Consider the following 20540-nt stretch of genomic DNA (forward strand, 5'->3'; position numbering starts at 1 on the left):
GCCAGTCGGACCACACGGGCGCGAGGCACTGGGTGCCGGATACGGTGGATGCACCATGAGCGCATCGCAGAGTTCCGAGAGCCCCACCCTGCTCGTCAAGATCTTCGGCAAGGACAGGCCGGGCATCACGGCCGGTCTCTTCGACACCCTTGCCGCCTACTACGTCGACGTGGTCGACATCGAGCAGGTCGTCACCCGCGGGCGGCTGGTGCTCTGCGCGCTCGTGACCCAGCCGCCCGCCGGGCTGGAAGGCGACCTCCGGGCCACCGTGCACAGCTGGGCCGAGTCGATGAAGATGCAGGCGGAGATCATCTCCGGGCACGGCGACAACCGGCCGCGCGGTCTCGGGCGTTCCCTGGTGACCGTCCTCGGCCACCCGCTCACCGCCGAGTCGACCGCCGCCATCGCCGCCCGGATCACCAAGGTCGGCGGCAACATCGACCGTATCTTCCGACTCGCCAAATACCCGGTGACGGCGGTCGAGTTCGCGGTGTCCGGCGTCGAGACCGAGCCGCTGCGCACCGCTCTGGTCTCCGACGCGAGCGCGCTCGGCGTCGACATCGCGGTCGTGGCGGCGGGGCTGCACCGGCGGGCCCAGCGGCTGGTCGTCATGGACGTGGACTCCACCCTGATCCAGGACGAGGTGATCGAGCTCTTCGCCGCGCACGCCGGCTGCGAGGACAAGGTGGCCGAGGTGACGGCGGCCGCGATGCGCGGGGAGCTGGACTTCGAGCAGTCACTGCACGCGCGCGTGGCCCTGCTGGAGGGGCTCGACGCCTCGGTGGTGGAGAAGGTGCGCAACGAGGTCCGGCTGACGCCCGGCGCGCGGACGCTCATCCGCACCCTGAAGCGGCTCGGCTACCAAGTCGGCGTGGTGTCCGGTGGGTTCACCCAGGTCACCGACGATCTGAAGGAGCGGCTGGGGCTGGACTTCGCCCAGGCCAACACCCTGGAGATCGTCGACGGAAAGCTGACGGGCCGGGTCACGGGCGAGATCGTGGACCGGGCGGGCAAGGCGCGGCTGCTGCGCCGGTTCGCCGCCGAGGCCGGCGTCCCGCTCTCCCAGACGGTGGCGATCGGCGACGGCGCCAACGACCTGGACATGCTGAACGCGGCGGGACTCGGCGTCGCCTTCAACGCCAAGCCGGTCGTCCGCGAGGCCGCGCACACCGCGGTGAACTTCCCCTTCCTGGACACGGTCCTGTATCTGCTGGGCGTCACCCGCGAAGAGGTCGAGGCGGCGAACACGCACGACGAGGGCTGACCATGCGCGGCGAGGGCCGGTGCCCTCGCCGCGCGAGGTCACGAGGCGGGGGTCATTCCGCGGGGGTCATTCCGTCGGGGCCCAGTAGTCGACCAGCGTGGCCACGCCCGGCTCCACGCCCTTCCAGGAACCGGTGAAGGTCAGGACGGCGCAGGCCGCAGCAGGGAAGCCATGGCGGTTCATCCGCTCCCGGGCATCGCCATCGGCCGTGCCGGACAGGATGTCGGCCACGCCGTGCACCCCCGGATTGTGACCGATCAGGAGCACGTTCTGCGCGTCGTCGGGGACCTCGTTGAGCACAGCGATCAGCTCGCCGGGGGAGGCCTCGTAGAGCCGCTCCTCGTAGACGGTTTTCGGCCGGTGCGCGAGCTCCTGGACGGCGAGCTTCCAGGTCTCGCGGGTCCGGACCGCGGTGGAGCACAGGGCCAGGTCGAAGGGGATGCCGGTGTCGGCCAGCTTGCGCCCGGCGACTGCGGCGTCCTTACGGCCCCGGTCAGCGAGCGGCCTTTCGTGATCGGTCACCTGCGGCCAGTCGGCTTTCGCATGCCGGAAGAGGACAATCCTGCGGGGTTCAGCGACGCTCATGGGTCCCAGCTTCGCATGAAACAGGCCACGGGGCGCAGGGAGTTGACATGCGGATTCACCGGTCGGAGACGCCACGGAACTAGCGGGCAGCCAGCTGCCGCAGGCGCTCGAAGAGGTGGATGATCACGGGGTCGCCCGTGGCCGCCTGGGCGTCGGACGGGTTCAGTATCAGCATCAGCAGGGAGACGAAGGCGAGCGCGGGCATGGCGAGAGCCCACCAGCGCAGCCGGGTGTCGACGCCGTCCCGGGTCGCCGGGTGAGGGCGGGTGTGCGCACGGGCCGACATGATCGCCTCCGCTGGTCTCCGGACGGTTCGCGTGCCGCATTTCGCGGTCACCCCTCGAAGCTACGGAATCCGGGGCCGCCAACCCATCCGGTGATCCACCCACTTGACCCTGACACTCTCCCCCTAGGGGATGGGGGCCGACCCCACCATCGGCCACCGAGGCCGGGGGCAATGTGGTCAGGGAGACGCGAGCGTCGCGATGACGGCGATGACCACGAAGATGGCTAGGAACGAGCCGAAGACGAGCAGCAGCTTCTTCTGGCTGTTCTGGGGGTGCGGGTCGAGCGCAGGCATGCGCCCAGTCTCGCACCCCTCGTCCACGCCGGCCGCGCCGGGGATCCGATCCGGTCCATCCGACCGATGCGACCGGTCCGACCGCCTCCGATCAGCGCGCCGCCTCGTCCTCCACCGTCCGGTCGCGGCCCGCCAGGACGCCCACCGCCATCTGCGGCAGCATGAGGCCGGCCATGAGGGCGATCGGGAGGCCCCAACCGCCGCTGTGCTGGTAGAGCACGCCGACCAGGAGCGGCCCGGGGATGGAGATCAGGTAGCCGGTGCTCTGCGCGAAGGCGGAGAGCTGGGCGACGCCCGCGCTGGTCCTGGCCCGCATGCCGACCATCGTGAGGGCCAGCGGGAAGGCGCAGTTGGAGACGCCGAGCAGTACGGCCCAGGCCCAGGCGCCCGCCGCCGGGGCGAAGTACAGGCCCGCGTAGCCGGAGAGACCGCAGAGGCCCAGGACCAGCACGATCGGTCCCTGCTGGGGCAGCCGGGTGGCGAGGCGCGGGATGACGAAGGCCAGCGGCACGCCCATCACCATGGTGACGGCGAGGAGCAGCCCCGCCGTGCTCGCGGCCACGCCCGCGTCGCGGAAGATCTGCGCCATCCAGCCCATGGTGATGTAGGCGGCGGTGGCCTGCAGTCCGAAGAAGACGGCGAGCGCCCGGGCCGTACCGCTCCGGGTGATCCGCAGCGGAGCCTGCTGCCGCCGCTCCTCGGCCTCTCGCACGGGTTCCGGGGCGGACTCCCCCGCCGAGGCCGTGCCCCGGTCCCGGACCAAGGGAAGCCAGGGCAGTACGGCGGCGGCCGCGAGCCCCGCCCACACGGCGAGCCCCGAGCGCCAACTGCCGCCCAGCGCCTCGGTCATGGGCACGGTCACCGCGGCGGCGGTCGAGGTGCCGAGGGCGAGGGCCATCGAGTACAGGCCGGTCATGGAGCCCACCCGGTCCGGGAACCAGCGCTTGACGATGACCGGCATCAGTACGTTGCTGACCGCGATGCCCATGAGCGCGAGCGCGCTGGCGGCCAGGAATCCGGCGGTGCTCCCGGCGTAGGGCCGTATCAGCAGGCCGGCGGCGATGGCGACCATGCCGGCGCACACCACCGCGGCCGGTCCGAAGCGGCGGGCGAGGCGGGGTGCCGTGACCCCGAAGACGGCGAAGCAGAGCGAGGGGACGGAGGTGAGGACGCCGGCCACGCCGCCGCTCATGCCGAGCCCGTCGCGGACCTCTTCGAGGAGCGCGCCGAGGCTGGTGATGGCGGGGCGGAGGTTGAGCGCCGAGAGCACGATGCCGACGACGACCAGGCGCGTCGCCCACGTGCGCGTGGATCGCGCGGATGCCGCCATGGGCGCGCGCCCGGGGGTATCCCCGGCCTCCGGAGCCTTGTCCGCGGCCGTATCGCGTTCGGCGCGTTCGGCCGTGGATGTCGCCGCCCTGGTGTGTGTCGTCCGGGTCTCCTCGCCTGCCATGTTCTCCATCATAGAATCATAGGATGATTGGTCGTTCAGGTCGTCCACTCCCGGACCGGGCTCTGCCGGTCCTCGTGTGCGAAGGTGAGCCATGCCCCTGAGCCACCCCCGTCGTTCGGCACTGTCCGAGCAGGTCATCGCCGAGCTGCGGACCCAGATCACCTCGGGCGAGTGGCCGGTCGGGTCGCGCATCCCGACGGAGCCGGAGCTGGTCGAGCAGCTCGGCGTCGCCCGCAACACGGTCCGCGAGGCCGTCCGCGCGCTCGCGCACAACGGCCTGCTGGACATCCGCCAGGGCTCCGGCACATACGTCGTGGCGACCAGCGAGCTGGCGGGCGTGATGCACCGCCGGTTCGCCGACGCCGACCCGCGGCACATCGCCGAGCTGCGCTCCACGCTGGAGTCGGCCGCGGCGAAGCTGGCCGCCGAGCGGCGCACCGAGAAGGACCTCAAGCAGCTCGACGCGCTCCTGGTCCGCCGCGAGGAGGCCTGGGAGTCGGGGGACGCGGAGGCCTTCGTGACCGCGGACGCGACCTTTCATCTGGCGGTGGTGGCCGCCTCCCACAACGACGTCATGACCGCGATGTACGCCGACCTGGGCGAGGTGCTGCGGGAGTGGCTGCGCGCGGACGTCGGAGCCGATCTGACGCCCGAGGCGCACATGGACCACACCCGGCTCGTCGACGCGATCCGCGCAGGGGACGCGGAGACGGCCGCCGTGGAGGCCGCGAGCTACCCGTTCCTGTGCCGTCCGGGGCGGTTCAGCCCGCCTTCTGGTGACTGACCCAGGCCGAGCCGACGTCCTTCCAGCACCGGCCCGTGAGCCGTACGGTCAGCGCGGGCTCGGCGTCGACCGGACCGGTGTCGGTGTCGAGGTCCCACCAGCGGGCGCACTCGACGTGCAGGCTCACGCGGTCGGTGTCGACGTAGGGGTTGTGGCAGTAGGCCACCACATGCGAGCCGCGGATGGCCGTACGGCACTCCGCCCCGAACAGGCGCGGGGCGGCGGCGTCCTTCACGCGCGCGTGGGGCGTCGCCTCGTACGGCAGCGACAGGACGAGTGCGACGGCGACGGTGAGTGAGGCCAGGCTGCGGGACAGGCGCACAAGGGGGACCTCCTCGGCCGAGCTGGGGAGGGAATCCGCAAGGTGAACTCGTACTCGGAACTCGTATTCAAGAGTGCGCCGTCCTCGCACGTCCGCGCCCGGCCAGTGGGCCGAACGGGTGAACCCGGAACGGGTCGAGGCCCGCACCGGTAGGGGTGCGGGCCTCGGCCGTCGGTCGGGCAGCGGCGGCGATCAGGCGCCGACGGCGTGCAGACCGCCGTCCACGTGGATGATCTCGCCGGTGGTCTTCGGGAACCAGTCGCTCAGCAGCGCGACGACGCCGCGGCCGGCCGGCTCCGGGTCCTTGAGGTCCCACTCCAGGGGGGCGCGGTTGTCCCAGACCGACGCGAGCTCGGCGAAGCCGGGGATGGACTTGGCGGCCATGGAGCCGATCGGGCCCGCGGAGATGAGGTTGCAGCGGATGTTCTGCTTGCCCAGGTCGCGCGCCATGTAGCGGTTGGTGGCCTCCAGGGCGGCCTTGGCCGGGCCCATCCAGTCGTACTGCGGCCACGCGTACTGCGCGTCGAAGGTGAGGCCGACGACCGAGCCGCCGTTCTGCATCAGCGGCAGGCAGGCCATGGTCAGCGACTTCAGGGAGAACGCCGAGACGTGCATGGCCGTGGAGACGGACTCGAACGGCGTGTTGAGGAAGTTGCCGCCGAGCGCGTCCTGCGGCGCGAAGCCGATGGAGTGCACGACGCCGTCGAGGCCGCCGAGCTCCTCGCCGACCACGTCGGCCAGGCGGCCGAGGTGCTCGTCGTTGGTGACGTCGAGCTCGATGACCTTGGTGGGCTTCGGCAGCTTCTTGGCGATGCGCTCGGTCAGCGTGGGCCGCGGGAACGCGGTCAGGATGATCTCGGCGCCCTGCTCCTGGGCCAGCTTGGCGGTGTGGAAGGCGATGGAGGACTCCATCAGCACACCGGTGATCAGGACGCGCTTGCCCTCGAGAATTCCGCTCATGGTGATCAGTGACCCATTCCCAGTCCGCCGTCAACGGGGATGACGGCTCCAGTGATGTACGAGGCGTCGTCCGAGGCGAGGAACCGCACCGTCGCGGCGATCTCCTCGGGCTGCGCGTAACGGCCCAGCGGCACCTGCGACACGATGCCCGCGCGCTGTTCGTCGGTGAGCGCCTGCGTCATGTCGGTGTCGACGAAGCCGGGCGCGACGACGTTGAAGGTGATGTTGCGCGAGCCCAGCTCACGGGCGAGGGAGCGCGCGAAGCCGACCAGGGCGGCCTTGGAGGCGGCGTAGTTCGCCTGCCCCGCCGAGCCGAGCAGTCCGACGACCGAGGAGATCAGGACGACGCGGCCCTTCTTGGCGCGCAGCATGCCGCGGTTGGCGCGCTTGACGACGCGGAAGGTGCCGGTGAGGTTGGTGTCGATGACCGAGGTGAAGTCCTCCTCGGACATGCGCATCAGGAGCTGGTCCTTGGTGATGCCGGCGTTGGCGATCAGGATCTCGACGGGGCCGTGCTGGGCCTCGATCTCCTTGTAGGCCTGCTCCACCTGCTCGGGGTCGGTGATGTCGCACTTGACGGCGAGGAAGCCGGCCGGCGGCTCCCCCGAGCGGTACGTGATCGCGACCTTGTCGCCGGCGTCGGCGAATGCGCGGGCGATGGCGAGGCCGATGCCCCGGTTGCCTCCGGTGACGAGAACCGAGCGGCTCAACGGATCACCCTTTCGATAGCGGTCTGATGCGTTCCGACAACCCGCCCGAACGCCTCGGCGTGAGGCGAGACAGGCGGCTTCATCGAAAACCTATCGGTAGGGCCCCTTCCGTGGGCAAGACGGCACCGACAGCGGCGACCCGCACGTGCTGTCGGGTTCCTACAGTCGGCAACGCCGGATCCGTCCATGAGACCGCATGCCCCGGCCCACCGAAGGCTTTCGCCCTGCGCCGGCCCCCGGAAGTGCCGGCCGGCGCGGGGCGCTCCCCCGGAGCGGTACCGACAGCGGTCAGTGCCGGGCGGTCAGAACCAGGGCGGACATCACCGCGGCGATGACCAGAGCCGCCACGCCGTAGGCGAGCCGGTGGGCACGCAGCACGGGCAGGAAGCGGTCGACGGCGAGCCTCCCGGGCCCGGTGAGGGCCAGCGCACCCGCGCCCGCTGCCAGCACCAGCGGGTACTCGACACCGTTGGGGGCGAAGAACCCGCCGGCCGACGTCACAGCCACGGCATTGATCATGGTGCCGAGGGCCGCGGCGCCCGCGAGCGGCGTGAGCAGACCGAGGACCAGGCCGAGTCCGCCGAGCGTTTCGGTGAGTCCTGCGATGACCGCCATCACCCTGGCGGCGGGGTATCCGCTCATGGTGAAGAACTGGGCGGTGCTGTCCAGGCCGCCGCCACTGCCGAACCAGCCGAAGAGCTTCTGCGTGCCGTGTACGGCGAGGATCAGACCGAGGGCGATGCGGAGGATCAGGAGCCCGACGTCATAGGCGTGCAGCGAAGAGCCCGGTGTGCCGGCCCCGGCGCTCACGGTGCGGGGGGTGCGGGCGGGTCGGAGGGTGGACGTCACGGAAAAACCTTTCTACCGAGATTAAGTTGAATGTTCAACCTCATCGACCATAACCCGATAGGTGAACGTTCAACAAATCTCGGCCCTCGGTCGCCCGGCCAGAGGGAAAGCCCGCATGTACGGAGAGTGCCGGACGTGTTTGACTTCCGTACCGGCGACTCCGTACGGGCCATTCGGATCGTCCGAGCACGACGGACCTGGTGGTAGCAGCGAAGGGAAACCCACCCGTGCCCCATGAGATCGATCAGTCGTTTCTGGCACTTCCCCTACGGGCCCTGGCCGACGCCGCGCTGGCACGCGCGCGTGCGCTCGGGGCCGGGCACGCGGACTTTCGGTTCGAGCGGGTGCGCAGCGCGTCCTGGCGGCTCAGGGACGCCAAGCAGGCCGGGTCGTCCGACACCACCGACCTGGGGTACGCGGTGCGGGTCGTGCACGGCGGGGCGTGGGGGTTCGCGTCGGGCGTGGACCTGACGATGGACGCCGCGGCCAGAGTGGCCTCGCAGGCCGTGGCGATGGCGAAGCTCTCGGCTCAGGTGATCAAGGGTGCCGGGTCGGACGAGCGGGTGGAACTCGCCGACGAGCCGGTGTACGCCGAGAAGACGTGGATCTCGTCGTACGAGATCGATCCGTTCTCCGTGCCCGACGAGGAGAAGTCGGCGCTGCTGGCGGACTGGAGCGCGCGGCTGCTGGCGGCGGACGGGGTCAACCACGTCGACGCCTCGCTGCTGACCGTGCACGAGAACAAGTTCTACGCGGACACGGCGGGCACCGTGACCACACAGCAGCGGGTGCGGCTGCATCCGCAGCTGACCGCGGTGTCGGTCGACGAGTCCAGCGGCGAGTTCGACTCGATGCGGACGATCGCCCCGCCGGCCGGGCGCGGCTGGGAGTACCTCACCGGCACCGGCTGGGACTGGGAGGGCGAGCTGGAGCGGATCCCGGAGCTGCTCGCCGAGAAGATGCGGGCGCCGAGCGTGGACCCGGGCCTGTACGACCTGGTCGTCGACCCGTCCAACCTGTGGCTGACCATCCACGAGTCCATCGGGCATGCCACGGAACTGGACCGCGCCCTCGGCTACGAGGCCGCCTACGCCGGCACCTCCTTCGCCACCTTCGACCAGTTGGGCAAGCTGAAGTACGGCTCCGAGCTGATGAACGTCACCGGTGACCGCACCGCCGAGCACGGTCTCGCGACCATCGGCTACGACGACGAGGGCGTCGAGGCGCAGTCCTGGGACCTGGTGAAGGACGGCACGCTCGTCGGCTACCAGTTGGACCGGCGCATCGCGAAGCTGACGGGCTTCGCGCGGTCCAACGGGTGCGCGTACGCCGACTCCCCCGCGCACGTGCCCGTGCAGCGCATGGCCAACGTCTCGCTCCGGCCGGACCCGGCGGGGATGTCCACGGAGGACCTCATCGGGGGCGTCGAGCGCGGCATCTACGTCGTGGGCGACCGCTCCTGGTCCATCGACATGCAGCGCTACAACTTCCAGTTCACGGGACAGCGCTTCTTCAAGATCGAGAACGGCCGGATCGCCGGTCAGCTCCGGGACGTCGCCTACCAGGCGACGACCACCGACTTCTGGGGCTCCATGGCGGCCGTCGGCGGCCCGCAGACCTACGTCCTGGGCGGCGCCTTCAACTGCGGCAAGGCCCAGCCGGGCCAGGTGGCCGCCGTGTCGCACGGCTGCCCGTCGGCCCTGTTCAGGTCCGTGAACATCCTCAACACCACGCAGGAGGCCGGTCGATGAGTGCCCGTACGAACAAGCCGCACGAGATCGTCGAGCAGGCCCTCGCCCTGTCCCGGTCCGACGGCTGCGTCGTGATCGCCGACGAGCGCTCGACGGCGAACCTGCGCTGGGCGGGCAACACGCTGACGACCAACGGCGTCACACGCGGCCGTACGCTCACCGTCATCGCGACCGTCGACGGCACGGAGGGCACGGCCTCGGGGGTCGTCTCCCGGTCCGCCGTGACCGCGCAGGAGCTGGAGCCCCTCGTCCGGGCCGCCGAGGCCGCCGCGCGCGGGGCGGGTCCCGCCGAGGACGCCCAGCCGCTGGTCACGGGCGTACCGGAGTCGCCGGACTTCACGGACGCGCCCGCCGAGACCTCGTCGGCGGTGTTCGCGGACTTCGCCCCGGCGCTCGGGGAGGCGTTCGCACGCGCGCGTGCGGGCGGACGCGAGCTGTACGGTTTCGCCAACCACGAGCTCGTGTCGACGTACGTGGGCACGTCCGCGGGGCTGCGCCTGCGGCACGACCAGCCGAGCGGCACGCTGGAGCTCAACGCCAAGTCCCCGGACCGTACGCGCTCGGCGTGGGCGGGGCGCCCCACGCAGGACTTCAAGGACATCGACCCGATCGCGCTGGACGCCGAGCTGGCCGTACGCCTGGGCTGGGCCGAGCGGCGCGTGGAGCTGCCCGCGGGCCGCTACGAGACGCTGCTGCCGCCGAGCGCGGTGGCGGACCTGCTGATCTACCAGCTGTGGTCGGCGTCGGGCCGGGACGCGGCCGAGGGCCGGACGGTGTTCTCCAAGCCGGGCGGCGGCACCCGTGTCGGCGAGAAGCTGTCCGGGCTGCCGCTGACGATGCGCAGCGACCCGGGCGAGCCCGGCCTCGAGTGCACCCCGTTCGTCGTCGCGCACTCCTCCGGGGGCGACCAGTCGGTGTTCGACAACGGGCTGCCGGTCCCGGCGACGGAGTGGATCGACCGCGGTGAGCTCAGGCACCTGACCACCACCCGGCACAGCGCCGGGCTGACCGGGCTGCCCGTGGCCCCGACGGCCGGGAACCTGATCCTGGACGGCGGCGCGGACTGCTCGATCGAGGAGATGGTGGCGGAGACCGAGCGCGGGCTGCTGCTGACCTGCCTCTGGTACATCCGCGAGGTCGACCCGGCGACGCTGCTGCTGACCGGTCTGACCCGGGACGGCGTCTACCTCGTGGAGAACGGCGAGGTGACGGGGCAGGTCAACAACTTCCGGTTCAACGAGTCGCCGGTGGACCTGCTGGGGCGGGCGACGGAGGCGGGGCGGACGGAAAAGACGCTGCCGAGGGAGTGGAGCGACTGGTTCACTAGGACTGCGATGCCTGCGCTGAGGGTGCCCGACTTCAATATGAGCTCTGTCAGTCAGGGCGTATAACCTCGTAGGCGTTCATATGTCGGCCGACACCACGACCGGCCGCAGATCATCCGAGGAGACACGAGAACCGTGACGGACATCGTCGACGAGCTGAAGTGGCGCGGGCTGTTCGCCCTGTCCACTGACGAGGACGCTTTGCGCAAGGCGCTCGCGGACGGTCCCGTCACGTTCTATTGCGGTTTCGACCCGACCGCGCCGTCCCTGCACGTCGGTCACCTGGTGCAGGTGCTGACCGTGCGCCGGCTCCAGCAGGCCGGGCACCGGCCGCTGGCGCTGGTGGGTGGCGCGACGGGTCTGATCGGCGACCCCCGCCCGACCGCGGAGCGCACGCTGAACGACCCGGAGACGGTCGCCGGCTGGGTCGGCAAGCTGCGTGGCCAGATCGAGCCGTTCCTCTCCTTCGAGGGGGAGAACGCGGCCGTCATGGTCAACAACCTCGACTGGACCGAGGGCCTGACCGCGATCGAGTTCCTGCGGGACATCGGCAAGCACTTCCGCGTCAACAAGATGCTGACGAAGGACTCGGTGGCCCGCCGCCTGGAGTCCGACCAGGGCATCAGCTACACGGAGTTCAGCTACCAGATCCTGCAGGGCATGGACTTCCTGCAGCTGTTCCGACGCTACGGCTGCACGCTCCAGCAGGGCGGCAGCGACCAGTGGGGCAACCTCACGGCCGGTCTCGACCTGATCCACCGGCTGGAGCCGCACGCCGAGGTGCACGCGCTGGCCACCCCGCTGATGACCAAGGCGGACGGCACCAAATTCGGCAAGACCGAGGGCGGCGCCGTCTGGCTCGACCCGGAGATGACCACGCCGTACGCGTTCTACCAGTTCTGGCTGAACGTGGACGACCGCGACATCTCGACGTACATGCGCATCCTGTCCTTCAAGTCCCGTGAGGAGCTGGAGGAGCTGGAACGGCAGACCGAGGAGCGTCCGCAGGCGCGGGCGGCGCAGCGCGCGCTGGCCGAGGAGCTGACGACGCTGGTGCACGGCGCCGAGCAGACGGCCGCCGTGATCGCCGCGTCCAAGGCGCTGTTCGGTCAGGGCGAGTTGGCGGACCTCGACGAGCGGACGCTGGCGGCCGCCCTGTCCGAGGTGCCGCACGTCCAGGTGACCGAGCCGGGCCTGGTGACGGACCTGTTCGCCGAGGTCGGCCTGGTGGCGAGCAAGTCCGCCGCACGCCGCACGGTCAAGGAGGGCGGTGCCTACGTGAACAACGTCAAGGTCACCGCCGAGGACGCGGTCCCCGCCAAGGAGGACCTGCTGCACGGCCGCTGGCTGGTGCTGCGCCGGGGCAAGAAGAACCTGGCGGCGGTCGAGGTCACGTCCGCCTGATCCACCCCGAAGGGCGGCTTCCGCGACGGGAGCCGCCCTTCGCCATGTGCGCGGGGAAGCGTCCAGCCGGAGGGGGCCCGGGTGACGCAGGCCGGGTACGACGCCGCCGCGTCCGCCGGTACGCAGCGCGGCGCAGGACGTTCGCCCGGGCGGAGCGCGCCCCGGTCTCGAAGGCGGCGCAGGTGCGGCGTAACGTGGAGCGTGTCCTGGCCCGGTTTCTCCGACCGGGTGCGGACCGGGTACGGGCCGGGAGAGTCCGATGCGGGCGGATGGTGAAGTGTGATGCGGAAAGAGCACGATGGCGGCAACGCCCAGGTGTTCCGGATCACCGGAGCCCGGACGGGCCTGGCCGAGGACGTACGCGGCCGGCAGCGCCGGTACGTCATCTCGATGTCGATCCGTACCGTCGCGGTGATCCTCGCGGCCTCGCTCTGGAACGTCGAACGGTACGTCGCCATCGTGGCGTTGGTGTTCGGGGCGATCCTCCCCTATGTCGCCGTGGTCATCGCCAACGCGGGCCGGGAGCGGCCGCCGTCGCTCCCGTCGACCTTCGCGGTCACGCCGTCCCCGATGGCGGCACCTTCCACGCTGTCGCCGGTCGCGGAGATCGCACCGTCCCGGGCTACGGGCCCGCAACCGGAATCCGCTCCGGAGGACGCGGTGACCGACCCGGCGGCGGGAACGGGCGGTGAGCGACCCGACAGGGTGTGACCATCGGGGATGGGGGCAGACGTCTGCCGGCTCGACTTCAAGGCCGGTATCAAGCTCAGGAAAAGCTCAGATCAATCATGTTGTTCCGGTGCCGGGCGGTGGGTCACCCGTGACATACTGCGTACGCGCTCCGCATCCCCCGTCGGAGCGACAGACCGACGCCGGGCAGCTCCCCCCGTGGCTGCTCGGCGTCGCCTTGTTTTCGGGGCTTCTGTGAGACGAACGACCAGTGAGTGACTCGATCTGTTCAGCCAAGGGCTGCCGTTCCGCCGCCGTGTGGGTGCTGGCGTGGAACAACCCCAAGGTCCATACGCCGGAGCGGCGCAAGACGTGGCTCGCGTGCGAGGAGCACCGGGAGCATCTGTCCCAGTTCCTCGGCGTACGGGGTTTCCTGAAGGACGTCGTCCTGCTGACCGAGTGGGAGTCGGCCGAGGGGGCGTGAGCCCGGGCCGGGGCGCGGGTCCGGGCCGAGGGCCGGATTGAGACTCCCGGCCGATCCCGGCCGGCCCTAGCCGCCGATCGCGGACATGGGACGGTCCGGCTGCAGGAACGACGGGTCGTCGAGGCCGGAGCCCGCCTTCTTGCCCCACATCGCCTCGCGCCAGATACGGGCGATCTCCTCGTCGGGTGCGTCGGAGCGCAGGGCGCCGCGCAGGTCCGTCTCCTCCGTGGCGAACAGGCACGTCCTGATCTGACCGTCGGCCGTGAGCCGGGTGCGGTCGCAGGCGGCGCAGAACGGGCGGGTGACGGAGGCGATGACGCCGACGCGGTGCGGGCCACCGTCGACGATCCAGCGTTCGGCCGGGGCCGAGCCGCGCGCCTCGGCGTCCTCCGGGGTGAGCTCGAAGCGGGTACGCAGGGAGGCGAGGATGTCCTCGGCGGTGACCATGCTCTCGCGCTTCCAGCCGTGCTGGGCGTCGAGGGGCATCTGCTCGATGAAGCGCAGCTCGTAGTCGTGCTCGACCGCCCAGGCCAGCAGGTCCGGAGCCTCGTCCTCGTTCAGGCCCGGCATCAGGACCGTGTTGACCTTGACCGGAGTGAGGCCCGCCTCGCGGGCGGCCTCCAGGCCGTCGAGGACGTCCTGGTGGCGGTCCCGGCGGGTGAGGGCCTTGAAGACGTCCGGGCGGAGGGTGTCGAGGGAGACGTTGACCCGATCCAGGCCGGCCGCCTTCAGCGCGCTCGCCATCCGCTTGAGGCCGATGCCGTTGGTCGTCACCGACATCTTCGGACGCGGCTCCATGGCCGCCACCCGTTCGACGATGCCGACGATGCCGGGGCGGATCAGCGGCTCGCCCCCCGTGAAGCGGACGTCCTTGATGCCGAGGGAGGTGACCGCGATGTCGATCAGGCGAACGATCTCGTCATCCGTGAGCAGCGTGTTCTTGGAGAGCCACTGCAGTCCCTCCTCGGGCATGCAGTAGGTGCAGCGCAGGTTGCACCGGTCCGTCAGCGAAACCCTCAGGTCGGTGGCCACTCGGCCGTAGGTGTCGATGAGCACGTGGGCCCCCTCCCTCTTGCGGAAGACTCGTTCCTCAGACTCGTTTCTCGTCACTTGCGAGACTACGCGAGATCTCTGACATCGGCCGCGGGGTGATCTCAACCGCCAGGAGATGAGCGGATGCCGCTGGGCAGGAGCAGGGAGCGGGAGCAGCAGGGCGGGGGGACGACGCGGCCGCGCCCCAGTCGTTCACGACTGCGGCGCGGCCGTGCGCACGGAGGCTCCGTGTCCGTCAGTGCGCTCCGGTGCCGGTCAGGGACCGGACCTCCAGCTCCGCGTACTTGCCGGCGTCCGGCTCCTCCTTCGACAGGAGCGTGCCGAGGACGCCGAGCAGGAAGCCGACCGGGATCGAGATGATGCCGGGGTTCTCCAGCGGGAACCAGTGGAAGTCGGCGTCGGGGAACATCGACGTGGGCGCGCCCGAGACCACCGGCGAGAACAGCACCAGGCCGACCGCGGTGACGAGACCGCCGTAGATCGACCACAGGGCGCCGGAGGTGGTGAACCGCTTCCAGAACAGGCTGTAGAGGATCGTCGGCAGGTTGGCGGAGGCGGCGACCGCGAAGGCGAGGGCCACCAGGCCGGCCACGTTGAGGTCGCGCGCGAGGGCGCCCAGGACGATCGACACCGCGCCGATGCCCACCGTCGCCCAGCGGGCCGCGCCCACCTCCTGCTTCTCGGAGGCGGTGCCCTTCTTGATGACGTTCGCGTAGATGTCGTGCGCGAAGGAGGAGGACGAGGCCAGTGTCAGGCCCGCGACGACCGCGAGGATCGTGGCGAAGGCGACCGCGGAGATGCTGGCCAGCAGGACCGCGCCCCAGCTGGAGTCCACGCCGCCCAGGTGCAGGGCCAGCAGCGGGGCCGCCGTGTTGCCCGCCTTGTTGGAGGCGATGATCTCGTCCGGCTTGATCAGTGCGGCGGCACCGAAGCCGAGGGCCAGGGTCATCAGGTAGAAGCCGCCGATCAGGCCGATCGCCCAGATCACGGACTTACGGGCGGCCTTGGCGGTGGGCACCGTGTAGAAGCGGATCAGGATGTGCGGCAGGCCCGCGGTGCCCAGGACCAGCGCGATGCCGAGCGAGATGAAGTCCAGCTTGGTGGTGCTCGTGGCGCCGTACTTCAGGCCGGGCTCCAGGAACGCGGCGCCCTTGCCGCTGTTGTCGGCGGCCTTGCCCAGCAGGTCCGAGAGGTTGAAGTGGAACTTCAGCAGGACCAGGAAGGTCAGCAGGATGGCGCCGACGATCAGCAGGACGGCCTTGACCATCTGCACCCAGGTGGTGCCCTTCATGCCGCCGATGGTGACGTAGACGATCATCAGGACGCCGACCAGGGCGACGATGCCGATCTTGCCGCCGTCGCTGGTGATGCCGAGCAGCAGCGAGACCAGGACGCCCGCGCCCGCCATCTGGGCCAGCAGGTAGAAGATCGACACGACGATGGTGGAGGTGCCGGCCGCCGTACGGACCGGGCGCTGGCGCATCCGGTACGCCAGCACGTCGCCCATCGTGTAGCGGCCGGAGTTGCGCAGCGGCTCGGCGACCAGGAGCAGGGCGACCAGCCAGGCGACCAGGAAGCCGATGGAGTACAGGAAGCCGTCGTAGCCGAAGAGGGCGATGGCGCCCGCGATGCCGAGGAAGGACGCGGCGGACATGTAGTCGCCGGAGACGGCGAGGCCGTTCTGGAAGCCGGTGAACTGCCGCCCGCCTGCGTAGAAGTCGGCGGCGTCCTTGGTCTGGCGGCCCGCCCACACGGTGATGACGAGGGTCGCGGCGACGAACACGGCGAACAGGGTGAGGATCAGCGGCCGGTGCTGGCCGGCCTCGCCGGCCGCCAGGGTGATCGCGGGACTCATTCTCCGCCCTCCATCCGGGACTTGATGGCCTCGGCCTTGGGGTCGAGCTTGGCGGCGGCGTGCCGCGCGTACCACCAGGCGATGAGGAACGTGGTGAGGAACTGGGCGAGACCGAGGACGATCGCCACGTTGATGTTGCCGGCCACCTTGGTGTCCATGAAGCCGCCCGCGTAGTTGGACAGCAGGACGTACAGCAGGTACCAGGCGATGAACGCGATGGTCAGCGGGAAGGCGAAGGAGCGGTGGGAGCGGCGCAGTTCACCGAACTCCGCGCTCTGCTGCACGTCGGCGAACTCCTCGGTGGAGGGGAGTTGGGCTTGCGCTTTCGGCGGGGGCGGTGTCTCGGTAGCCACGGAGTCTCCTCGCGTTACGGGCATGCGGTCTCTGACCGGTCGGGAGGCCGTCCTCGATCCTGCTGGCGCTCCCTGCCCAAGGTCACGGCGCCACGCAAGGGCCGGTTCAACTCCTTTGAGTTCTTTCGGAAGTCGGCGCATATGTTGATCGAATCAATACTGCATAGTGCAGTCATGACTGACATCATGTTCGCGTGGTCCGCGCTGGGCGGCGATCCCGGCCCGCTCGACCGGGTCACCACCGTGGCGCGTGCGGGATCCCTCCAAGCACGCCTTCCTGTACGGGAGTTGGCGCGTTCGTGCGTCGGCGCGTGCGCGCTGGCCGCCGCCGAGTTGGGGGCGAGGCGCTCCGGTCTCGACGCGGTGCCGGAGGTCCGGGTCGAGGACGGGGCAGTGGAGATCGCCTTCCGCAGCGAGCGGGAGCTGTCGATCGACGGGCGGCAGCCGGTCTCCTTCGCGCCGCTGTCGCGGCTTTGGCGCACGGCGGACGGCTGGGTGCGCACGCACGCCAACTACCCGCACCACCGGGCGCGGTTGCTGAGCGCGCTGCGGCTGCCGGAGGACGCCCCGGTGGAGGACGTCGCCGCCCGGCTCGCCGAGCGGCCCGCCCTGGAGGTGGAGGAGACGGTGTACGGCGCCGGGGGCTTGGCCGTCGCGCTGCGCACACCCGGGCAGTGGGCCGCGCACGAGCAGTCCGCCGCGCTGTCCGAGCGGCCCCTGGTGGAGCGCGGCCGGCTGGACTCGGCCCACGCGCGCGTGCTCCCCCGACTCGAGGGCTCTCCCCTGCTGCCCGCCGCCGGGCTGCGCGTGCTGGACCTGACCCGGGTCCTCGCCGGCCCGGTCGCCACGCGCACGCTCGCCCTGCTCGGCGCGGACGTGCTGCGCCTGGACGCCCCCTGGCTGTCCGAGGACCCCGAGCTGCACGCGGACACGGGGCTCGGGAAGAGGTCGGCACGGCTGGACCTCACGACCGACCGGAAGACCTTCGAGGAGCTGCTGGCCGCGGCCGACGTCGTGGTCACCGGCTACCGGCCGGGCGCCCTGGACCGGTTCGGGCTCTCCCCCGAGGCGCTGGCCGAGCGGCGGCCCGGACTGGTGGTGGCGCAGGTGTCGGCGTGGGGCGCGTACGGGCCATGGGCCGGGCGGCGCGGCTTCGACAGTCTCGTGCAGGTCGCGACCGGGATCGCGGCGATCGAGGGCTCGGCCGAGCGGCCGGGCGCGCTGCCCGCGCAGGCCCTGGACCACGGCACGGGCTATCTGCTGGCGGCGGCCGTGCTGCGGGCGCTGACGGAGCAGTCGTACGAGGGACACGGCCGCGTCGTACGGCTCGCGCTGGCGCGGACCGCGGCCTGGCTGACGGACGGGATCGACCGCGGCGACGCGGGGGAAGCAGGCGAAGCACCCGACGACGCGGCGGATTCCCGGCTCGGCGAGCGGGACAGTGCGATCGGGCGGCTGCGGTACGCGCTGCCGCCGGTGTCCTTCACCGGCGGTCCGGTCGACTGGGCGCGGCCTCCGGGGCTCTGGGGGACGGACGCGCCCCGATGGGTCTGAGCGGACGGGCGGCCGGAGACGTACCAGCGGGCGCAGCGACCAACGCCCGCCCACTTTCCGGCACTTGCCCCGCTCTACGGCGGCTGACGACGATCCGGGGGTGACTGTGACCCGACCGACCGCCGAGGCGGACGGCGCGAGCGGAGCCGGCCGCCGGACCGGGAGACGCCGCGCGGCCGCCGTCACCGCTCTGGTGGCCCTGCTCGCCCTGGACGCGCTGATCCCCCGCCCTGTGGGCCCGCGTCCGGCTGAGCCGGACGCCCGACCCGCTGACCGCGTACGCTCCCGCGCGCGCCGAGGCGGTCGTCCTCGGCGCGGTGGTCACGGTGTCGGGGCTGCTGACGGCGCTGCCGCTGCCGGTCCACTGGTGACCGGCCGGGCGGCAACGGGGTGGTGGCGGCAGGTCAGTTGGCGACCATGACCTTGAGGGCGGTGCGCTCGTCCATCGCCTTGTAGCCGTCCGGTACGCCCTCGATGCCGACCGTCATGTCGAAGACCGGCGACGGGTCGATCGTGCCGTCGAGGATGTCGGGCAGCAGCTGAGGAATGTACGTGCGCACGGGCGCGACGCCGCCGCGCAGGGCGATGTTCCGGTCGAACATGACGCCGAGGTCCAGGCCGGTGCCGCTGCCGTGCGGGACACCGACGAAGCCGATGGCGCCGCCGTCCCGGGTGATGTTGACAGCCGTACGCATCGACTGCTCGGTGCCGACCGCCTCGACGACGCCGTGCGCGCCCTGGCCGCGGGTGAGCTCGCGCACCGCCTCGACGGCCGCCTCCCCGCGCTCGGCGACGACGTCGGTGGCGCCGAAGCGGCGCGCGATGTCCGTACGGCCCTGGTGGCGGCCCAGCGCGATGATCCGCTCGGCACCCAGCCGCTTGGCGGCCAGCACGGCGCACAGGCCGACGGCCCCGTCACCGACGACGGCGACCGTGGCCCCGGGGCGGGCGCCCGCGCCGAGGGCGGCGTGGTGACCGGTGCCGAGGACGTCGGAGAGGGTCAGCAGGGCGGACAGCAGGTGCTCGTCGGAGGCCGCCTCCTTGGGCAGCTGGACGAGGGTGCCGTCGGCGAACGGCACGCGCACCGCCTCGCCCTGGCCGCCGTCGTAGCCCACGGAGCCCCAGAAGCCGCCGTGCTCGCAGGAGGTGGTCAGGCCCTCGCGGCAGTAGTCGCAGACGCCGTCGGACCACATGAAGGGCGCGACGACGAGGTCACCGCGCCGGACGGTGCTCACGCCGGAGCCGGTCTCCTCGACCACGCCGAGGAACTCGTGGCCGATCCGCTGCCCCGGCTGCCGGGCCGCCTCACCGCGGTAGGCCCACAGGTCGCTGCCGCAGATGCAGGCGCGCAGCACCCGCACCACGGCGTCCGTGGGCAGCTGCACCACGGGCTCAGGAACGTCCTCCACGCGCATGTCGTACGGGGCGTGGATGGTGGTGGCGCGCATGGCGGGAATCCTTCTCGTGCAGCGGTGCGGTGGTGCGGTCGTACGGTGTCCCGTACGGCGCGCTCAGCGGGTGGTCGAGCGCACTTCACCGTACGCCGCCGCCGGCGCGCCCCGCTCGCCGAGGGTGCCCGGCGCCGGTTCCCAGCCCGGCCCCCGGAACACGCGCCCCGCGCGCTCCCGCCAACTGACCGCCGCCCGCACGTCCTTGGCGATGGAGACGTATTCGTGCGTGGCGACCTTGATCGGGTTGTACGTGCCGATGTTCTTGGTCAGCCCGTAGACGGGCCGCTCGGCCTCGGCCACGAAGGACCCGAAGAGCCGGTCCCAGACGATCAGCATCCCGCCGAAGTTGCGGTCCAGGTAGCCGCCCTGGGACGCGTGGTGCACCCGGTGGTGCGAGGGCGTGTTGAAGACGTACTCGAACCACCGGGGCATCCGGTCGATCCGCTCGGTGTGGATCCAGAACTGGTACACGAGGTTCACGGAGGAGCAGAAGGCGAGGACGGCCGGGTGCACGCCGACGGCGACGAGCGGGACGTAGAACGGCCACACGGTGAGGCTCGTCCAGGGCTGGCGCAGGGCGGTCGTGAGGTTGAACCTCGTGCTGGAGTGGTGGACGACGTGGCAGGCCCACAGGATGCGGATGACGTGATGGCCACGGTGGGACCAGTAGTAGAGGAAGTCCTGCGCGAGCAGCATCAGCGCCACCGTCCACCACAGGAACGGCACGCGCAGGGGCGTGAGTTCGTAGACCGCCATGTAGGCCGCGACGATCGGGATCTTCCACAGGGCGTCGAAGAACAGGCTGCCGAGCCCCATGGAGAGGCTCGTCGCCGCGTCCCTGGTCTCGTACCCGGCCGCGTCCTCCTCGGGATGGAGACGGACGCCGACGATCTCGATGACGGTGAGCAGCAGGAAGGCGGGTATCGACCAGACCACGACGTCGGGGAGGTTCGGCATGGGGGCACCGTAGAGCCGCCGGTCGGCCACGGCTAGACGTTGTTACCTACAAGTACGCCGCGACCCGCCCGTACGCCCCCGCGCTAGGGTCTTTCGTTTGGATCAGGCCGGATCAGGGAGCGGGGTCTGGTGCGTGCAGCTGCAAGGCGGAGGAGGGCGTCGACGCGATGGGGGTCC

Annotated in this window: 21 protein-coding genes; 8 read left to right on the forward strand and 13 right to left on the reverse strand. The window is 71.1% G+C overall.

Translation table 11 applies throughout. The features are described 5' to 3' along the window. Positions 1-55 precede the first annotated feature (55 nt). Entirely contained in the window at positions 56-1264 is a 1209-nt protein-coding gene (gene serB / locus ABZ910_RS33500; RefSeq protein WP_361372707.1) for a phosphoserine phosphatase SerB, read from the forward strand. 66 nt (positions 1265-1330) lie between these two features. Here the strand turns inward: serB and ABZ910_RS33505 are convergent, their stop codons facing one another. The 4 genes from ABZ910_RS33505 to ABZ910_RS33520 form a co-directional block, all read right to left on the reverse strand. After that, positions 1331-1849 (reverse strand): histidine phosphatase family protein, encoded by a 519-nt coding sequence (locus tag ABZ910_RS33505; protein WP_361372709.1) that lies wholly within the window; start codon positions 1847-1849, stop codon positions 1331-1333. 79 nt (positions 1850-1928) lie between these two features. Then, on the reverse strand, positions 1929-2135 hold the full coding sequence (locus ABZ910_RS33510) for a hypothetical protein (protein WP_361372711.1): 207 nt from the start codon (positions 2133-2135) through the stop codon (positions 1929-1931). A gap of 177 nt (positions 2136-2312) precedes the next feature. After that, positions 2313-2429: an SGM_5486 family transporter-associated protein gene (locus tag ABZ910_RS33515; RefSeq protein ID WP_361372713.1), complete on the reverse strand. Its 117-nt coding sequence runs from the start codon at positions 2427-2429 to the stop codon at positions 2313-2315. A gap of 91 nt (positions 2430-2520) precedes the next feature. After that, the gene (locus ABZ910_RS33520; protein WP_361372715.1) at positions 2521-3894 is read right to left on the reverse strand and encodes a CynX/NimT family MFS transporter; all 1374 of its coding nucleotides are present in this window, start codon (positions 3892-3894) and stop codon (positions 2521-2523) included. 79 nt (positions 3895-3973) lie between these two features. On the opposite strand from ABZ910_RS33520, the gene ABZ910_RS33525 reads away from it, so the two are divergent. After that, on the forward strand, positions 3974-4666 hold the full coding sequence (locus ABZ910_RS33525) for a FadR/GntR family transcriptional regulator (protein ID WP_361372717.1): 693 nt from the start codon (positions 3974-3976) through the stop codon (positions 4664-4666). On the opposite strand, the gene ABZ910_RS33530 is transcribed toward ABZ910_RS33525, so the two are convergent. From ABZ910_RS33530 to ABZ910_RS33545, 4 genes are all read right to left on the reverse strand, one after another. Next, a complete protein-coding gene (locus ABZ910_RS33530) occupies positions 4644-4988 on the reverse strand; it encodes a hypothetical protein (protein ID WP_361372719.1) in 345 nt (114 codons plus the stop codon). The genes ABZ910_RS33525 and ABZ910_RS33530 overlap by 23 nt on opposite strands. A gap of 192 nt (positions 4989-5180) precedes the next feature. Next, positions 5181-5948: an enoyl-ACP reductase FabI gene (gene fabI / locus ABZ910_RS33535; RefSeq protein ID WP_361372721.1), complete on the reverse strand. Its 768-nt coding sequence runs from the start codon at positions 5946-5948 to the stop codon at positions 5181-5183. 5 nt (positions 5949-5953) lie between these two features. Then, positions 5954-6658 (reverse strand): 3-oxoacyl-[acyl-carrier-protein] reductase, encoded by a 705-nt coding sequence (fabG, locus tag ABZ910_RS33540; RefSeq protein ID WP_361372723.1) that lies wholly within the window; start codon positions 6656-6658, stop codon positions 5954-5956. 288 nt (positions 6659-6946) lie between these two features. Beyond that, on the reverse strand, positions 6947-7468 hold the full coding sequence (locus ABZ910_RS33545) for a DoxX family protein (RefSeq protein WP_361372747.1): 522 nt from the start codon (positions 7466-7468) through the stop codon (positions 6947-6949). A 266-nt stretch (positions 7469-7734) separates the two neighbouring features. On the opposite strand from ABZ910_RS33545, the gene ABZ910_RS33550 reads away from it, so the two are divergent. From ABZ910_RS33550 to ABZ910_RS33570, 5 genes are all read left to right on the forward strand, one after another. Beyond that, on the forward strand, positions 7735-9258 hold the full coding sequence (locus ABZ910_RS33550) for a TldD/PmbA family protein (RefSeq protein ID WP_361372725.1): 1524 nt from the start codon (positions 7735-7737) through the stop codon (positions 9256-9258). Continuing rightward, complete coding sequence (locus ABZ910_RS33555) at positions 9255-10649, forward strand: metallopeptidase TldD-related protein (RefSeq protein ID WP_361372727.1); 1395 nt, start codon at positions 9255-9257, stop codon at positions 10647-10649. Before ABZ910_RS33550 ends, ABZ910_RS33555 begins: the two co-directional genes overlap by 4 nt. A 69-nt stretch (positions 10650-10718) precedes the next feature. Continuing rightward, positions 10719-11987 carry a tyrosine--tRNA ligase gene (gene tyrS / locus ABZ910_RS33560; protein WP_361372729.1) on the forward strand — a complete coding sequence of 423 codons (1269 nt, stop codon included), beginning with the start codon at positions 10719-10721 and terminating at the stop codon, positions 11985-11987. Between the two features lie 282 nt (positions 11988-12269). Continuing rightward, entirely contained in the window at positions 12270-12698 is a 429-nt protein-coding gene (locus ABZ910_RS33565; RefSeq protein WP_361372731.1) for a DUF3099 domain-containing protein, read from the forward strand. Between the two features lie 229 nt (positions 12699-12927). Beyond that, positions 12928-13140 (forward strand): hypothetical protein, encoded by a 213-nt coding sequence (locus ABZ910_RS33570; RefSeq protein WP_361372733.1) that lies wholly within the window; start codon positions 12928-12930, stop codon positions 13138-13140. Positions 13141-13206: 66 nt separating this feature from the next. Here the strand turns inward: ABZ910_RS33570 and moaA are convergent, their stop codons facing one another. From moaA to ABZ910_RS33585, 3 genes are all read right to left on the reverse strand, one after another. Beyond that, positions 13207-14196 (reverse strand): GTP 3',8-cyclase MoaA, encoded by a 990-nt coding sequence (gene moaA, locus ABZ910_RS33575; protein ID WP_361372735.1) that lies wholly within the window; start codon positions 14194-14196, stop codon positions 13207-13209. Positions 14197-14428: 232 nt separating this feature from the next. After that, on the reverse strand, positions 14429-16048 hold the full coding sequence (locus ABZ910_RS33580; RefSeq protein ID WP_361372737.1) for a cation acetate symporter: 1620 nt from the start codon (positions 16046-16048) through the stop codon (positions 14429-14431). Beyond that, the gene (locus ABZ910_RS33585) at positions 16045-16401 is read right to left on the reverse strand and encodes a DUF485 domain-containing protein (protein ID WP_361372739.1); all 357 of its coding nucleotides are present in this window, start codon (positions 16399-16401) and stop codon (positions 16045-16047) included. Before ABZ910_RS33585 ends, ABZ910_RS33580 begins: the two co-directional genes overlap by 4 nt. A gap of 174 nt (positions 16402-16575) precedes the next feature. On the opposite strand from ABZ910_RS33585, the gene ABZ910_RS33590 reads away from it, so the two are divergent. Further along, entirely contained in the window at positions 16576-17955 is a 1380-nt protein-coding gene (locus ABZ910_RS33590) for a CoA transferase (protein WP_361372741.1), read from the forward strand. Positions 17956-18359: 404 nt separating this feature from the next. Here the strand turns inward: ABZ910_RS33590 and ABZ910_RS33595 are convergent, their stop codons facing one another. Then, positions 18360-19403 (reverse strand): zinc-dependent alcohol dehydrogenase family protein, encoded by a 1044-nt coding sequence (locus ABZ910_RS33595; RefSeq protein ID WP_361372743.1) that lies wholly within the window; start codon positions 19401-19403, stop codon positions 18360-18362. Between the two features lie 63 nt (positions 19404-19466). After that, positions 19467-20363, reverse strand: a complete 897-nt coding sequence (locus ABZ910_RS33600) for a sterol desaturase family protein (RefSeq protein ID WP_361372745.1) — start codon at positions 20361-20363, stop codon at positions 19467-19469. Between the last annotated feature and the right edge of the window lie 177 nt (positions 20364-20540).

The organism is Streptomyces sp. NPDC046805, from assembly GCF_040645355.1.
Classification (GTDB): Bacteria; Actinomycetota; Actinomycetes; order Streptomycetales; family Streptomycetaceae; genus Streptomyces.

What these genes read in the sequence shown, in the direction of transcription:
- serB (WP_361372707.1), top strand. Translation starts at nt 56, where the DNA reads ATGAGCGCATCGCAGAGTTCCGAGAGCCCCACCCTGCTCGTCAAGATC.
- ABZ910_RS33505 (WP_361372709.1), bottom strand. Translation starts at nt 1,849, where the DNA reads ATGAGCGTCGCTGAACCCCGCAGGATTGTCCTCTTCCGGCATGCGAAA.
- ABZ910_RS33510 (WP_361372711.1), bottom strand. Translation starts at nt 2,135, where the DNA reads ATGTCGGCCCGTGCGCACACCCGCCCTCACCCGGCGACCCGGGACGGC.
- ABZ910_RS33515 (WP_361372713.1), bottom strand. Translation starts at nt 2,429, where the DNA reads ATGCCTGCGCTCGACCCGCACCCCCAGAACAGCCAGAAGAAGCTGCTG.
- ABZ910_RS33520 (WP_361372715.1), bottom strand. Translation starts at nt 3,894, where the DNA reads ATGATGGAGAACATGGCAGGCGAGGAGACCCGGACGACACACACCAGG.
- ABZ910_RS33525 (WP_361372717.1), top strand. Translation starts at nt 3,974, where the DNA reads ATGCCCCTGAGCCACCCCCGTCGTTCGGCACTGTCCGAGCAGGTCATC.
- fabI (WP_361372721.1), bottom strand. Translation starts at nt 5,948, where the DNA reads ATGAGCGGAATTCTCGAGGGCAAGCGCGTCCTGATCACCGGTGTGCTG.
- ABZ910_RS33555 (WP_361372727.1), top strand. Translation starts at nt 9,255, where the DNA reads ATGAGTGCCCGTACGAACAAGCCGCACGAGATCGTCGAGCAGGCCCTC.
- ABZ910_RS33565 (WP_361372731.1), top strand. Translation starts at nt 12,270, where the DNA reads ATGCGGAAAGAGCACGATGGCGGCAACGCCCAGGTGTTCCGGATCACC.
- ABZ910_RS33580 (WP_361372737.1), bottom strand. Translation starts at nt 16,048, where the DNA reads ATGAGTCCCGCGATCACCCTGGCGGCCGGCGAGGCCGGCCAGCACCGG.
- ABZ910_RS33590 (WP_361372741.1), top strand. Translation starts at nt 16,576, where the DNA reads ATGACTGACATCATGTTCGCGTGGTCCGCGCTGGGCGGCGATCCCGGC.
- ABZ910_RS33595 (WP_361372743.1), bottom strand. Translation starts at nt 19,403, where the DNA reads ATGCGCGCCACCACCATCCACGCCCCGTACGACATGCGCGTGGAGGAC.
- ABZ910_RS33600 (WP_361372745.1), bottom strand. Translation starts at nt 20,363, where the DNA reads ATGCCGAACCTCCCCGACGTCGTGGTCTGGTCGATACCCGCCTTCCTG.